The sequence below is a fragment of the Pseudomonas salomonii genome (assembly GCF_900107155.1).
In the GTDB taxonomy this organism is placed as follows: domain Bacteria; phylum Pseudomonadota; class Gammaproteobacteria; order Pseudomonadales; family Pseudomonadaceae; genus Aquipseudomonas; species Aquipseudomonas salomonii.
The window spans coordinates 644,472-659,101 of record NZ_FNOX01000002.1 but is presented as its reverse complement, the minus strand read 5'-3'; the positions used below and the strand labels follow the sequence as shown (position 1 = coordinate 659,101).

The 14,630-nt window shown below is 60.4% G+C and carries 11 protein-coding genes; 5 read left to right on the top strand and 6 right to left on the bottom strand.

All coding sequences use genetic code 11. From position 1 onward, the window contains the following. The first annotated feature begins 53 nt into the window (after nt 1–53). From BLV67_RS07015 to BLV67_RS07005, 3 genes are all read left to right on the top strand, one after another. Nucleotides 54–980 carry an AraC family transcriptional regulator gene (locus tag BLV67_RS07015; RefSeq protein WP_069787875.1) on the top strand — a complete coding sequence of 309 codons (927 nt, stop codon included), beginning with the start codon at nt 54–56 and terminating at the stop codon, nt 978–980. 129 nt (nt 981–1,109) lie between these two features. Next, entirely contained in the window at nt 1,110–1,721 is a 612-nt protein-coding gene (locus BLV67_RS07010) for an FMN-dependent NADH-azoreductase (protein WP_065911675.1), read from the top strand. 241 nt (nt 1,722–1,962) lie between these two features. Next, on the top strand, nt 1,963–3,000 hold the full coding sequence (locus BLV67_RS07005) for an alpha/beta hydrolase family protein (RefSeq protein WP_065911674.1): 1,038 nt from the start codon (nt 1,963–1,965) through the stop codon (nt 2,998–3,000). On the opposite strand, the gene BLV67_RS07000 is transcribed toward BLV67_RS07005, so the two are convergent. The 3 genes from BLV67_RS07000 to BLV67_RS06990 all read right to left on the bottom strand — a co-directional run bounded on the left by BLV67_RS07000 (nt 2,994) and on the right by BLV67_RS06990 (nt 7,425). Continuing rightward, on the bottom strand, nt 2,994–4,169 hold the full coding sequence (locus BLV67_RS07000; RefSeq protein WP_069787874.1) for an MFS transporter: 1,176 nt from the start codon (nt 4,167–4,169) through the stop codon (nt 2,994–2,996). The genes BLV67_RS07005 and BLV67_RS07000 overlap by 7 nt on opposite strands. A gap of 288 nt (nt 4,170–4,457) precedes the next feature. Continuing rightward, the gene (locus tag BLV67_RS06995; protein ID WP_074854431.1) at nt 4,458–6,044 is read right to left on the bottom strand and encodes an ABC-F family ATPase; all 1,587 of its coding nucleotides are present in this window, start codon (nt 6,042–6,044) and stop codon (nt 4,458–4,460) included. A 142-nt stretch (nt 6,045–6,186) separates the two neighbouring features. Next, nucleotides 6,187–7,425, bottom strand: a complete 1,239-nt coding sequence (locus BLV67_RS06990; RefSeq protein WP_069787873.1) for an MFS transporter — start codon at nt 7,423–7,425, stop codon at nt 6,187–6,189. Nucleotides 7,426–7,579: 154 nt separating this feature from the next. On the opposite strand from BLV67_RS06990, the gene BLV67_RS06985 reads away from it, so the two are divergent. After that, complete coding sequence (locus BLV67_RS06985) at nt 7,580–8,392, top strand: class I SAM-dependent methyltransferase (protein WP_069787872.1); 813 nt, start codon at nt 7,580–7,582, stop codon at nt 8,390–8,392. Nucleotides 8,393–8,530: 138 nt separating this feature from the next. On the opposite strand, the gene BLV67_RS06980 is transcribed toward BLV67_RS06985, so the two are convergent. Beyond that, nucleotides 8,531–8,917, bottom strand: coding sequence for a TIGR03067 domain-containing protein (locus BLV67_RS06980; RefSeq protein ID WP_065911668.1), 387 nt, complete (start codon nt 8,915–8,917; stop codon nt 8,531–8,533). Between the two features lie 364 nt (nt 8,918–9,281). On the opposite strand from BLV67_RS06980, the gene lpxO reads away from it, so the two are divergent. Further along, nucleotides 9,282–10,181, top strand: coding sequence for a lipid A hydroxylase LpxO (lpxO, locus tag BLV67_RS06975; RefSeq protein WP_069787871.1), 900 nt, complete (start codon nt 9,282–9,284; stop codon nt 10,179–10,181). Between the two features lie 899 nt (nt 10,182–11,080). On the opposite strand, the gene ligD is transcribed toward lpxO, so the two are convergent. Next, on the bottom strand, nt 11,081–13,570 hold the full coding sequence (gene ligD, locus BLV67_RS06965; RefSeq protein WP_069787870.1) for a DNA ligase D: 2,490 nt from the start codon (nt 13,568–13,570) through the stop codon (nt 11,081–11,083). Between the two features lie 24 nt (nt 13,571–13,594). After that, a complete protein-coding gene (gene ku / locus BLV67_RS06960; RefSeq protein ID WP_069787869.1) occupies nt 13,595–14,449 on the bottom strand; it encodes a non-homologous end joining protein Ku in 855 nt (284 codons plus the stop codon). Nucleotides 14,450–14,630: the final 181 nt, after the last annotated feature.

Here is a 14,630-nt window from a genome sequence, read left to right as displayed (position 1 = left end):
GCCATGGCGGTATTTGCGCAGTACCGTGCTGTTTTCGCCAGGAACCACGTGCCATGGGCCGCACCCAACGAATCATCGAGCTGATGGGCCGCTTGGCGCCTGTCGAAGGCTATAACCTGAGCGCTCTGGAGGACGTGCGCTTTCTTCGCTCAAATCAGCCGCTGCACCGCGTGCCGGTGTTGTATGACCCAGGCATTGTGATTGTCTGCCAGGGGCGCAAGCGCGGTTATCTGGGCGAAGAGGTTTACCTGTACGACGCCCAGCATTACCTGGTGGTGTCGGTGCCGGTGCCGTTCACCATGGAAACCGAGGCCAGCGAAGCAGAGCCGATGCTGGCGGTGTACGTGCGCCTGGATTTCACCCTTGCCGCCGAATTGATGTTGGCGTTGGATGGGTTTCCCGAGTTGCGCGAAGCCAAGCCGCGCGGCATGTATTCCTCGCCCATGGACGACAAACTCAGTGAGTCGCTGCTGCGGTTTCTCGAAGCCATGAGTGCGCCGATGGAGGCACGGGTCCTCGGCCCCGCGCTGATGCGCGAGCTCTACTACCGCATCCTCACGGGCGAGCAGGGCGGGTCGATGCGTGCCGCGCTTAACCGCCAGGGCCAGTTCGGCAAGGTGGCGCGGGCGATTCGCAAGATTCATGGGTTTTACCACCAGCACCTGGACGTGGAAGTGCTGGCGCGGGAGGCGATGATGAGCGTGCCGAGTTTTCATGCGCACTTTCGCACCGTCACCGACACCTCGTCGATGCAATACCTCAAGTCCACGCGCCTGCACCAGGCGCGCTTGTTGATGCTGCGCAACGACATCAGCGCGGCCACGGCGAGCGCTCAGGTGGGCTATGAAAGCGCTTCGCAGTTCAGCCGAGAGTTCAAGCGCTTGTTCGGGCGCACGCCCCAGCAAGAGATTCAGTGGATGAAGCGCACCTATGCGCTGCCGGCGCCCTCGTCGGCGTCTATTTATGTGTCGTCGCATTGAGAATTTAGATCGATTGTCCTGCTGGCAGGACAAACAATCACATTTGTGCCGTCTAATCGACTATTGGGTTCATGTGTAGGATTAACCTCATTCGATCGCCCAGCCGCGATCCTCACTTGGAGAACCCGCATGAAACTGTTGCATATCGATTCCAGCATCCTCGGCGACAACTCGGCTTCCCGTCAGCTCAGCGCTGGTGTGGTCAAGGCCTGGCAAGCGGCGCAGCCGGGTGTGGAAGTGACCTATCGTGACCTGGCTGGCGAAGGCATCAGCCACTTTTCCGGCCTGACCCTGGGCGCCCTGGGCACCGCTGCCGAATTGCGCGACGCCGTCCAAAAACACGAGGCTGAACTGAGCGCCACGTCCCTGGCTGAATTCATCGCCGCTGACGCTGTAGTGATCGGTGCGCCGATGTACAACTTTTCGGTGCCGTCCCAGCTCAAGGCCTGGATCGACCGTATTGCGGTGGCCGGCCAAACCTTCCGTTACACCGAAGCCGGCCCTGAAGGCCTGTGCGGCGGCAAGAAGCTGATCATTGTTTCCACCGCTGGCGGTCTGCACGCGGGCCAGGCAAGCAATGTGGGCCACGAGGACTACTTGAAACTGGTATTTGGCTTCCTGGGCATCACGGATATCGAATTTGTCCGCGCCCAGGGCCTGGCCTACGGTGAAGAAGTTCGCAGCAAAGCCTTGAGCGATGCCAACGTCGTAATCAACGAACAATTGTTCGCCGCCGCGTAAGGCTTGTGTAAAGTTCGCCTCTGTTCGGTTCCAATCTGAACCGGGGCGCCTAAACTCTGTATTCTGATCGCCTGAACGCGACCGGAGTACGGAGTTTTTTCGTTTGCCCGCTGTCATTACTTTGGCCCAGGTTATGCACACATGGGTTTATCACCCGCAGCGAGTGCCTTGGCCCATGGACTTTTCAAACCGACATGCCGCGGGTGTTGAACGTGGTCGCGCAGCAAAGGTGGACATCCCCATGATGCGTCTTTGTGCTGTTTTGGTTCTTTCCCTGTTCGGCGGCCTGATTTCAGTGCACGCCGCCCCGGCGCCGCACCCGCATTGGAGTGTGGGCTTTCATCGCATGAGTTTTCTCGACCCGCTGGATCAGCAGCCGATGAACGCCATCGCGTTCTACCCGTCCACCGACGATGAACATTCCACGCAGTTGGGCCCTTACCACGTGGCCGCCACCCAGGATTCCAAAGTCGCTATCGGGCGTTTCCCGATGCTGATGCTGTCCCATGGCAACACCGGTACACCGCTGGCGCTGCACGACCTGGCCACTTCACTGGCACGCAAGGGTTTTGTGGTGGTGGCCGTTTTGCATCCTGGTGACAACTACAAGGATCACAGCCGCCTGGGCACGGTGAGCAACCTGTACGGGCGGCCGATCCAGATTTCCGCAGCGATTACCGCCACGCTCGGGGATACGATGCTGTCGCCGTTCGTCAATATCGACCAAGTGGGGGTTATCGGGTACTCAGCCGGCGGTGAAACCGCGCTGATCCTGGCCGGGGCCAAGCCGGATTTCGACCGCCTGCGCCGTTATTGCCAGGAACGCCCGGAAGACCGCGATGCCTGCACCACCAAAGGAGAGCTGGTGGTCGACCGTGAAGACCTGCAGCCGCAAGCCGACCCACGTATTCATGCCTTGATGCTGATGGCGCCGCTGAGCCTGATGTTCGGCCGCCACACCCTGGCCGATGTGCACGTGCCGGTGCTGCTCTACAGCGGCGACGGCGACAAGCTGGTGGCCGTGGACAAGAACGCCGCCGCCCTGGCGCGCAAACTGCCGCAACCGCCGGATTTCAAACTATTGGCCGGGGCCGGGCACTTTGTGTTCATGGCACCGTGTGACAGCGACCAACTGCTGGCCATGCCGGCGATTTGCACGGATGCCGACGGTGTCGACCGCGAAGGCATTCACCGCGACCTGATCTCGGAAGCGGGGCGCTTTTTCGTGCACACTTTGGGTCAGTCGACCCGCGCCGGTTTGCAGACTGCTGATCAGTAAGCGCGGCGCTTGAGCTGCACGGTCAGGCACAGCGCCGTGACCGACAGCAGCGCAGCGCAGAAGAAAATCCAGCCATAGCCGAGGTTCAGTGCCACGGCGCCCATCAATGGCCCGGCAATCGCCAGGGCCAGGTCAAAAAACACCGCATACGCACTCAGCCCCGCGCCACGGCTGCTGTTGGGCACCTGCTTGATGGCCTCCACGCCGAGCGCCGGGTACACCAGCGACAAACCGAAGCCGGTGAGCCCGGCGCCGATCAGCGCCACACCGGTGGACGGCGCCAGCCACAACAGGGTCAGGCCGACGGTTTCGATGGTCATGCAGGCAATCGCCGCAGTGAACCCGCCGAAGCGGCTGATGGCCGAGATAAACACCAGGCGCGACAAGATAAAACACACGCCGAACACCGTCAGGCAGTACGCCGCACCGGCCCAGCCACGGTTGAGGTAATACAGGGTGATAAAGGTGGTCAGCGTGCCGTAGCCGATCGACGCCAGGCACAAGCTGGCGCCAAACGGCGCAATGCGCCCGAACACCGCCCAGAACGGCAAGCGTTCGCCACGCACCACCGGTACTGAGGGTTTATTGCGGATCAACACCAGGCCCAAAGCCGCCAGCACCGACAGCGCGATACCGAGACTGTTGTAGCCATAATCGGCCACCATCACCACGCCCAGCGGCGCGCCTATGGCAATGGCGCCGTAGGACGCGATACCGTTCCAGGAGATCGAGCGCCCCGTGTGTTCGGCACCGACCGCGCCCATGCACCAACTGATGGTGCCAACGCCGATCAGGCCTTGGGCCACGCCGAGCAGCAGCCTGCCGACGATCAACACCCCAAGGCTCACGGCGGGCATGCTTTCAAGCAAGGTGGCAAAAAACGTCAGCACGCCGCTGACCAGGATGCCCGCCAAGCCCAGCACAATCGCGCGTTTGGTGCCCACATTGTCCGACATCCTCCCCGCCATCGGCCGGCTGAGCAGGGTGGCCAGGTATTGCGCGCCGATGGTGACCCCGGCGACTACGGCGCTGAAGCCCAGTTGTTCATGCACATAGCCGGGTATCACCGCGATCGGCAGGCCGATGCAGATAAAGGCAATAAAGGTGTAGAAGACAATGGAGACGATCTGCAGGGTGATCGACAGGGAGCTGGGGGCGACGGCAGGCATGGTCACTCATTCGCGGGCGGGCGGTGAGGGCATGATGGCAAGGGCGTGGGGGAAAAGGAAGCTGGCTAACGGGTTTTGCTGAATGGGCCGCATGAGGCGAGGGCTTCATTGTGGCGAGCAGGCTTGCCCTGCGTTGGGCTGCGCAGCAGCCCCAATAAAAAACACCGCGTTCTGCCAGGCAAAACGCGGTGTTTGGTTTTAGGGCCGCTTCGCAGCCCAGCGCAGGGCAAGCCTGCTCGCCACGGGAAGCGGGTCTGCAACAGTAAGCAAGCCTGCCACAGCGGGTGCTTAGAACACCACGCCCTGGCTGCGCAGGTAGTCGTCATAGGTGCCGCTGAAGTCGATCACGCCGGTGGCGCTCAACTCGATAATGCGGGTGGCCAGGGACGATACGAACTCACGGTCGTGGCTGACGAAGATCAGCGTGCCCGGGTAGTTTTCCAGCGCCAGGTTCAGCGCTTCGATGGATTCCATGTCCAGGTGGTTGGTCGGTTCGTCCATGATCAGCACGTTCGGCTTTTGCAGGATCAGCTTGCCGAACAGCATGCGGCCTTGCTCACCACCGGAAATCACCTTCACCGACTTCTGGATCTCGTCGTTGGAGAACAGCATGCGGCCCAGGGTGCCACGGATCATCTGCTCGCCTTGGGTCCACTGGCCCATCCAGTCGAACAGGGTCACGTCGTCTTCGAAGTCATGGGCGTGGTCCTGGGCGTAGTAGCCCAGCTCTGCGGCGTCGGTCCACTTGATGCTGCCGGCGTCCGGGGTCAGTTCGTTGACCAGAGTGCGCAGCAGGGTGGTCTTGCCGATACCGTTCGGGCCAATGATCGCCACGCGCTCGCCGGCTTCAACCTGGAAGCTGAAGTCCTTGAACAACGGCTTGCCGTCGAAACCCTTGGCCATTTTTTCGACCATCACCGCCTGGCGGTGCAGCTTCTTGTTCTGCTCGAAACGGATGAACGGGCTCACACGGCTCGAAGGCTTGACCTCGGCCAGCTGGATCTTGTCGATCGCCTTGGCACGGGACGTGGCTTGCTTGGCTTTCGAGGCGTTGGCCGAGAAGCGGCTGACGAAGGACTGCAGTTCGGAGATCTGCGCCTTCTTCTTGGCGTTGTCCGACAGCAGTTGCTCGCGGGACTGGGTCGCCACGGTCATGTACTCGTCGTAGTTGCCCGGGAACAGGCGCAGCTCGCCGTAGTCCAGGTCAGCCATGTGGGTGCACACGCTGTTCAGGAAGTGACGGTCGTGAGAGATGATGATCATCAGGCTGGAGCGCTGGGTCAGGATGTTTTCCAGCCAGCGGATGGTGTTGATGTCCAAGTGGTTGGTCGGTTCGTCGAGCAACAGCACTTCAGGGTCGGAGAACAGCGCCTGGGCCAGCAATACCCGCAGTTTCCAGCCTGGGGAGACTTCGCTCATCGGGCCGAAGTGTTGTTCCAGCGGAATACCCAGGCCCAGCAGCAGTTCACCGGCACGGGATTCGGCGGTGTAGCCGTCCATTTCGGCAAATTCGGTTTCCAGCTCGGCAACGGCCATGCCGTCTTCTTCGCTCATTTCCGGCAGCGAGTAGATGCGGTCACGCTCAGCCTTGACCCGCCACAGCTCTTCGTGGCCCATGATCACGGTGTCGAGTACGGTGAATTCTTCGTAGGCGAACTGGTCCTGGCGCAGTTTACCCAGGCGCACGTTCGGCTCCAGCATGACCTGGCCGCCGGACGGCTCGAGGTCGCCGCCGAGGATTTTCATGAAGGTCGACTTGCCGCAACCGTTGGCACCGATCAAACCATAACGGTTGCCGGCGCCGAATTTGACCGAGACGTTCTCGAAGAGCGGCTTGGCGCCGAACTGCATGGTGATGTTAGCTGTGGAGATCAATTACTTTACCTATCAATGAGTTGCGAGCGTGGCGGCAGGAGCCTTCAGGCATGCGTCAACAGCGACATCAAGGCGCGAAACCCGGTCGCTGAGCAGAATATTTTGGCTGTGTGTTGGAATTTGGCGCGCATTGTCGCATATGTCAGGCGACAGTTGTATGGCAGGCGAACGATGGTTTTTCCAAGGTCTCCGGCATCGCCAGCCATAACAGCGCCAAGGCTGCCGCGGCCACGCCGGCCAGGGTCAGGAATGCCGCGTTGTAACCGGCTTGTTGTACGACGAAACCGGCCAGGCTGCTACTCAACGCCGCACCCAGGCCAAACACCGTGGACAACGCGCCGAGGCTCACATTAAAACGCCCGGTGCCCTGGGTCAGGTCCTTGACGATCACCGGGAACAGCGCGCCAAAGATCCCCGCGCCGATGCCGTCGAGCATCTGCACCGCCACCAGCCAGTACGGATCACTGGACAAGGTGTAGAGCACGCCGCGCAGCGGCAGGATCAGGAAACCTGCGAGCAGCAACGGTTTGCGCCCCCACACATCGGCCTTGAGCCCGACCAGCCAGGCCATCGGCACCATCACCAGCTGCGCGGCGACGATGCACGCCGAAGTCAGCGGCGTGGCCATCTGCAGGTTGATCTGCGCGAGCTTCTGGCTGACCAACGGCAGCATCGCCGCATTGGCCAGGTGGAAGAGGGCGCAGCAGATGGCGAATATCAGCAGCGGCCGATTGGCCAGCAGCACTTTCACGCCGGACGGTTGTTCGTGATCGCTGTGGTGGGCCGGGTCAAAGCCTCTGGCGACTTCATGGTCAATCGCCTTGGCCGATACGCAGCTCACGGCCACGATACTGGCCAGCGCCATTAAGGCCATCAGGTAAAACACCACCACCGGGCCATACAGGAACGCCAGGCCGCCGGCCAGCAGCGCGGCCACGGCATTGCCGGCGTGGTTGAAGGTTTCATTGCGCCCCGTACGCCGGGTGAAGGCGCGTGGTCCGGTAATCCCGAGGGAAATGGCGGATATGGCCGGGGCAAACACCGAGGCGGCCACGGCGCTGGCAGCCTGGGTCAGGGCCACCCAACTGAAGGTGCTGACAAACGGCAGCAGCAGGCAACTGGCGGTTACCAGGATCGCAGCCACGGCGATCACGGCGCGCTTGCTGCGTGTGCGGTCGATCAGCGCACCCGCCGGGCCTTGGGTGACCAGTGCGGCGATGCCCGCCAGGGTCATGACCACACCGATGCTGGCCGGGTCCCATTGGTGCACGGCCAGCAGGTAAATCGCCAGGTATGGCCCTAGGCCGTCGCGCACATCCGCCAGGAAAAAGTTGAGGCTGTCCAGGGACAAGGTATTACGCAGGTCAGAGTGATTGGCCACGGCGCTGTCTTCGCAAAGGGTGTTCAGGGGCTGGACACTCGTTGGGTTAGTGACCCATGGGCCTGAGCAGAAGTTTCGCGGCTGCTGAGGGTTTTATCTTGCAGGTATTTGGATTATTTTCCGTAGCCCGCTGAAATGACTCTCTGGAGACGCAATGGACATGCCCTCAGCTCAACAGGCTATCGCCAGTAACAAGGCCGCCTGGGACGCTTCTGCCGCGCTGCACAAAGACACCGCGACCTGGAACACACTGCTGCAATCGGTCGCTGAACCGACCTTTTCGCGCCTTGATCCGACTATTACCGCGCTGTTGCAAACGGTCGGCGTGGCCGGCAAGGCGGTGGTGCAAATCGGCTGTAATAACGGGCGTGAAAGCCTGTCGCTGTTTGGCCTTGGCGCGCGTGAGGTGGTGGGCGTCGATCAATCGGCAGCTTTTCTGGCGCAAGCGCGGGAACTGGCTGAATGTTCACCGCATAACCCGCAGTTCATCGAAGCCGATATTCATCACCTGCCTGAGCACCTGCTTGGCCGGTTTGATATCGCCTTGGTGACCATTGGCGTACTGGGCTGGATGCCGGATGTGGCGCTGTTCATGCAGCACGTGGCCAGTACCCTAAAGCCCGGCGGCACCCTGGTGATCTATGAGACTCACCCTTTCCTGGAAGTCTTCGACCCTCAGGCCAGCAATCCGCTATTGCCCGCCAGTTCGTACTTTCAACGCGATCCGTTCGTGCTGCAATCGTCGATTGTGTATGAAGGACTGACACAGATTCCTGGGCCGACGTCCTATTGGTACGTGCATACCCTGGGCAGCGTGGTCAACGGGGCGATTGCGGCGCACCTGCAGATCGAGCATCTGCAGGAGTACCCGCACTCCAACCGGGAAGAGCTGTATGACCAGTACGAACACCAGCCGGCTCAATTGCCATTGTGTTTTACCCTGACGGCCATCAAACGCTCGGTTTAAAGCGGTTTTGGCGCACAAAAAAAGGCCCGCGACAGTAGCGGCGGGCCAAGTGAATCACTGGAGTAGGTGGCCTCACGCTAAAGGCCTGAAGGTGAAGGCTGTGTGAAAACCCTGTCGGCGTTTCGGATACCTGCGGTTTCACCGGCGACGCACAAAGGTGCGCATGGTTTGCCCTGGCCCGGTGCTGAAGACGGTCGGGCGGGGCATGCCTTCATCCGCCGCGATAAACACAAAATCGTCGCCTTCGAGGCGATAGCTGGCGGGTAAGGCTTTGTCGGCGTCATCGCCCATGGAGTCCACCCAGGTAATGCGTTTGGGCGTGGTGCTGCTGTCCAGTGTGAACCGGCCAGCCAGCAATATGTCGCCATTCACGGTTTGGACTTCGAACTGATCGCCACGAATAGTGGTAATGGCACCCGGCGCGCTGTGTGCGTCGGGCGGGTTGTGTACGCCGCTGTCTTCCAGGCAGATCTGCTCCCAGGCGCCCTGGAGCGCGGTGAAGTCGGGGTCTGGTTGAGGTGTCATGCAAGTTCCTTTTGCGGGAGGTTGATCGGCGCGATTGTAACTGAAAGGGGCCTGGAACCTGGTTGGATGGCGAGTTTTTTCTGCGTTGGCAGCGCCACCGCCTGCACTGTAAGTAGCCCCACTCCGGGCTTGCGTCCAGACAGGCAGTTGCGCGTCCTACACGCTGCGTAGACAGCTTTTCACAATTCTTAGTTAACCTTTGGTTACAAACTGTGGCTAAATAAAGGCCAATGGCCTGGTTCCGGAAGAGACTTGTCCGGCCAGCCGCCAATGTGTAATTGTGATTTCAGGTGCTGCTTATTAATCCTCGGCCGTTGTGTGCACGCAGGAGCAGCCTGTTCTCTTCTGACTTGTGACGAATCCCTTGAAACTCATCATTGTTGTTCTCTACGTTGCCTCCATTGCGTATGTTCACCTGCGTGGCAGAGTGCGACACAAGTTGGGTCGCCAGCTTAGCGATCACTCGACGTTCCTGGCGCCGATCAACTGCTTCCTCTACTTGTTTTCCAAGCAGCCAAGCCGTCCGTTTCTGTCGCCCAGCGACTTTCCGGACCTGAGCCCGCTGCAGGAGCACTGGGAGGAAATCCGCCAGGAAGGCCAGAACCTGATGCGTGCGGGTGAGATCAAGCGCTCGGACCAATACAATGACGTGGGTTTCAACTCGTTCTTCAAGTCGGGCTGGAAGCGCTTTTATCTTAAGTGGTACGGCGACAGTCATCCGTCGGCGATGAAGTTGTGCCCGCGCACCACTGAACTGGTGCAAGGTATTGGCTCGATCAAGGCGGCGATGTTTGCCGAGTTGCCGCCGGGTTCCAAGCTGGTGCGTCACCGTGATCCTTATGCAGGCTCTTATCGTTACCACTTGGGGCTGGATACGCCGAACGATCCGGGTTGCTATATCAATGTGGATGGCGAGAGTTACTACTGGCGTGACGGTGAGCCGGTGATGTTTGACGAGACTTACATTCATTACGCTGAGAACACGACGCAGCAGAACCGCATCATCTTGTTCTGTGACATTGAGCGCCCGATGAAGTACCGCTGGGCGGCGGCGTTTAACCGGTGGTTCAGTCGTAATGTGATGGCGGCGGCGGGTTCGCCTAATGATGAGAGTGACAAGACGGGCGGGTTGAACCGTGCGTTTACGCGGTTGTACAAGATCCGTTTGCGTGGCAAGGAGCTGAAAAAGCGTAATCGGGCGCGGTATTACCTGGAGAAGTGGGCGATTTTTGCTGGGTTGGCGGTGATTTTTATTTTGATCTGACTTGCCTGGTTTGCGTTTTATTGCGGTTTTTTTGGTGTACAGATCCGTTGCTGTGGTAACGGCTACTTAGGGTTCCGCCCTTGCGGCGGGTCACTTTTGGCAAACGCCCGGAATGCCGGCCCAGCCAAAAGTAACCAAAAGGTCTTCGCCCCACCACTCGGTGCCTCGCCTAGGCTCGGCATGCCAGAACGAAGGCTTGAATCCGCGGGCCGCCTCAGATCAAAAGCAGAGCACGGCGGCCTGAAAGCCGACCTGAGTGGTTGAAGCAAGAGCCAGATCAAGTGCAAAGCAAAAGCTTGTCTACCTGGTTTAACTCGGTCTAAATGTGGGAGCGGGCTTGCTCGCGAATGCGGTGGGTCAGTGACAGATAAATTGACTGACCCACCGCATTCGCGAGCAAGCCCGCTCCCACAGTTGACCGAGTATGGCTCTGCTGTTGCTGTTGCTGTTGCTGTTGCTCTGGCCCTTACATCCTTTTCGATGACGAAGTCAGCGGTCTTTTGATCTGCGCTTTTGATCTTGATCTTGATCTGAAATCGCCCCGTCAAACACGATGGCCGGAATCTGACAGTGATTTGGGGGGTAAACCGGCAGGGATGCCGGTTTAGCCGCCCCGCGCCATGGATGGCGCGTGGCGGCGGCCCCCCAAATCAGTGTCGGATTGCGGGCATGCCGAGCCACAGCGAGGCACCGAGTGTTGGGGCGAGGACCTTTTGGTTACGTTTGCGTCCTTGCAAAAGTGACCCGCCGTAAGGGCGGAACCATAAGCGGCCGTTACCCAAATAACGGATATGTACACAACCAAAAAAACGCCCTGCACAGCAACATTATTCAGACACACCAAGTTAATGCCGTCGCAGACAAGCCAGCTCCCACCTATTGACCGGGTACGGTTACTACTACGACTGCGGCGGCTCAGCCCCCAGTTTGTCCCACATCTTCTTGCTGATCTTCTGCCGGTTGGCGTAACCGGCCCAAGGGTCGTCCTTGAGCGTGTCCAAACGCTCATGCAGATTAGCCACCGTCCACTGCTGCGCACCGCGTAACCCGTTCAATTCCTCCCGACTCACCGGCACCGAGACCGGCAGGCCCGGGCAGGCCCGTACCGAATAGGTCGCCACCGTACTTGCGCCGCGGGCATTGCGCAGGTAGTCGATAAAGATCTTGCCGATGCGATTTTTCGGGCCGCTGGTGGCGGTAAAGCGTTCGGGCAGTTGTTGTGCCATGAACTGTGCGATGGCCTTGGCAAAGGCCTTCACCGTGTCCCAGCCATCCCGGCGCGCCAGCGGGATGACCAGGTGCAGGCCTTTACCGCCGCTGGTTTTGACGAACGCTTGAAGGCCCAGTTCGTCGAGCACCGACAAGGTCAGTTGCGCCGCTTCCAGCATGCTTTTCCAGGGCAGTGCGGGGTCCGGGTCGAGGTCGAGCACAAACAGGTCCGGGGTTTCGATTTTGTCGGCAGTGGCGCCCCAGGTGTGCAGCTCGATCGTGCCCATCTGCACGGCGCCGAGCAGGGCCTTGGCGGTGTCGATTTCCATCAGCCGCGCGTGGCCGGGGTCGAGGCGCTGGTCCAGTTGCTTGATATGGGGAATGGCCAGGCGCTCTGCATGCTTTTGGAAGAATTGCTCACCTTCGATGCCTTCCGGCGCGCGCAGAAGCGACACGGGCCGGTGGTGCAGGAACGGCAGTATCCAATCGCTGATGCTGGCGTAGAAGTCTGCCAACTGCTGCTTTTGCGTGCCACTTTGTGGGTCGATCACGCGGTCGGGGTGGGTGATGTTCACGCCATTGCCGGGTTTTTTCGGCGCTGAAGCCTGCTTGAGCGATTTGGCCGCGCGCGGTTGCTCATGGATGATCTGCGCCACAGGCTTGTCGCTGCGCAGCGCAACGAACGCGGCTTGGCGTACCACGCCTTCGCGGGTCCATTCGGCGAAATTGACTTCGCCGACCAACTCGGGCTTCACCCAGTGCACGCCGCGTGCCTGACTGCTCGTCAGCGGTGTGTGCAGCGGCGAAGTCTTGCGCTCCAAAGGCGTGAGCTGGGCGTAGATCGTTTTGAGCGTGTGCTGATCAAACCCGGTGCCGACACGCCCGGCATACACCAAGCCGTTGTCGTCATTGACCGCCAGCAGCAGTGCGCCGAAGCCGGTGCGCGAACCTTGCGGGCGGGTGTAACCGACAATCACGAATTCCTGACGCAGGCGACATTTGAGTTTGATCCAGTCGGCGCTGCGGCTGGACACGTAAGGGCTGCCGACGCGCTTGCCGATCACGCCTTCAAGCGCCAGGTCGCAGGCGCTTTCGAAGATGTCGCGCTGGTTGGCGGCGAAGGCTTCGGAAAACCGCAGCAATTTGCTGCGGCTGCCCGACAGCGCAGACTTTAGCGCGGCACGCCGTTGTTCCACGGGGGCTTCGCGCAAATCCTGGCCCTGTAGAAACGGCGCGTCGAACAGGTAATAGACGATATCCAGGCTGCGGCCGATATCGAAGGCATTTTGCAGCGCCTGGAAGTCCGGCAAACCGTTGGCATTGAGGCTGACCACTTCGCCATCCAGCCAGCTGTCCTGGAGCTTGAGGGCTTGCAGCGCCTTGACCTGGCGCGGCAAACGCTCTGTCCAGTCATGACCGTTGCGGGTGAACAGGCGCACATCGCCATCGCGGATACGCGCCAGCATGCGGTAGCCGTCGAATTTGATCTCGTATTGCCAGTCGCCGGCCGGGGCGCGGTCGACCAGGGTGGCCAGTTGTGGCGCGAATTGATCGGGCAGGGCGGTCTTGGCTTTCTGGCGCTTTGCACGCGGTGCAGGCGCAGGCGCGGGCTTGCCCACGGTGGCGTCGCTGAGCACGCTTTTGGGCTGGGCCTTGACGATGTCGTAGTCTTCGGCCGGGCGGGCTTGCTGATCTTTTTCCTTGATCAGCAGCCATTGTTCCTTGTCGCCGCTGCCCTTGAGGCGGGTGCGCACCAGCGCCCAATCGCCGGACAGTTTTTCACCGACCAGGGTGAATTTGAGTTTGCCGGCTGCATACGCCTTGTGCGGATCGTCGTGAGGCTGCCAGACCCCGCGATCCCACACGATTACATCACCGGCGCCATACTGCCCGGCGGCGATATTGCCTTCAAAATTGCCGTAACTCAGCGGATGGTCTTCAACGTGGACCGCCAGGCGTTTCTGGCTCGGGTCCAGGCTCGGGCCTTTGGGCACGGCCCAGCTTTTGAGTACGCCATCGAGTTCCAGGCGAAAGTCATAGTGCAGGTTGCGCGCGTCGTGTTTTTGAATCACGAAAGATAGCGCCGAGGCCTTGGATTTACCGGCGGGCACCTCGCCTGCGGGTTCTGCGGTGATCTCGAAGTCGCGTTTGCGTTTGTACTCACTCAGGGGCTTGGCCATGGCGTTCTCCGGCTGATGGCGGGCTCAAGAGGCCTTTGTGCTGGCTTTTTTCGCGGCCGGTTTTTTGGTCGCGGGCTTTTTCGCGGCGGGCTTGCCGGCCAGGCTGCGCTTGAGCAGTTCGGTCAGGTCGATCACATCGGCCGATTTGCGTTCTTCGCTGCCGGCCTGGCTCTCAACGTCTTCAACCTTGCCGGCCTTGGCCTTCTTCGCCACCAGCGCCATGATCTTTTCCTGGAAGCTGTCGCGGTAGTCGTCCGGCTGCCAGTCGGCGCTCATGTCTTCGACCAGGCGCTTGGCCATGTCCAATTCGCCTTTGGCCAGGCTCGGTTTGGTCACGTCGCTGCCCAGTTCCAGCTCGTCGAGGCTGCGCACTTCGGCGGGCCAGCGCAGCATCACCAGGACCAGCGCTGACTCCAGCGGCATCAGCGCCGCCAGGTGTTGCTTGGTGTGCAACACCACGTTCGCCAGGGCGACCCTGGCGGTTTTTTTCAGGGTTTCACGCAGCAGTGCGTAGACCTTGCCGCCGCGTTTGTCCGGGGCCAGGAAGTAGGGCGTATCGATGTTTTGCAGCGGGATCTGGTCGGCGGCGACAAAGGCGATGATTTCGATGGTCTGGGTCGACTTGGGGTGGGCCGAGCGAATTTCGTCTTCGCTGAGCACCACGTAGCGGCCTTTCTCAAAGGCCACACCCTTGACGATATGGTCCTTGGTGACTTCCTTGCCGGTGGTTTTGTTGATGCGCTTGTAGCCCACCGGGTCCATGCTGCGTTTGTCCAGCCAGTCAAAATCAACGCCCTGGGAGGACGTGGCCGAGACCAGCGAGACCGGGATATGGACCAAGCCGAAACTGATGGCGCCTTTCCAGATTGCCCTTGGCATGGCTGCGGTTCCTTGAGAAGTGTCGGTGTTCTGGTGACTCGCAGGCGGGCGTAAAAGTTTCGACGGGCAGATGCGTGGACAGATGCGCTGACAGATCGTGTTACATCTGATGAGAAACTATTTAATGTCGAAAGCCGAACCCAAGGCGTAGCGTGTTATCGAAAGCACGTACTACTCGCCC

Bases quoted from the DNA above. Each gene is read 5' to 3' on its own strand.
- BLV67_RS07015 (WP_069787875.1), top strand. From the start codon at position 54: ATGGGCCGCACCCAACGAATCATCGAGCTGATGGGCCGCTTGGCGCCT.
- BLV67_RS07010 (WP_065911675.1), top strand. From the start codon at position 1,110: ATGAAACTGTTGCATATCGATTCCAGCATCCTCGGCGACAACTCGGCT.
- BLV67_RS07005 (WP_065911674.1), top strand. From the start codon at position 1,963: ATGATGCGTCTTTGTGCTGTTTTGGTTCTTTCCCTGTTCGGCGGCCTG.
- BLV67_RS07000 (WP_069787874.1), bottom strand. From the start codon at position 4,169: ATGCCTGCCGTCGCCCCCAGCTCCCTGTCGATCACCCTGCAGATCGTC.
- BLV67_RS06985 (WP_069787872.1), top strand. From the start codon at position 7,580: ATGGACATGCCCTCAGCTCAACAGGCTATCGCCAGTAACAAGGCCGCC.
- BLV67_RS06980 (WP_065911668.1), bottom strand. From the start codon at position 8,917: ATGACACCTCAACCAGACCCCGACTTCACCGCGCTCCAGGGCGCCTGG.
- ligD (WP_069787870.1), bottom strand. From the start codon at position 13,570: ATGGCCAAGCCCCTGAGTGAGTACAAACGCAAACGCGACTTCGAGATC.
- ku (WP_069787869.1), bottom strand. From the start codon at position 14,449: ATGCCAAGGGCAATCTGGAAAGGCGCCATCAGTTTCGGCTTGGTCCAT.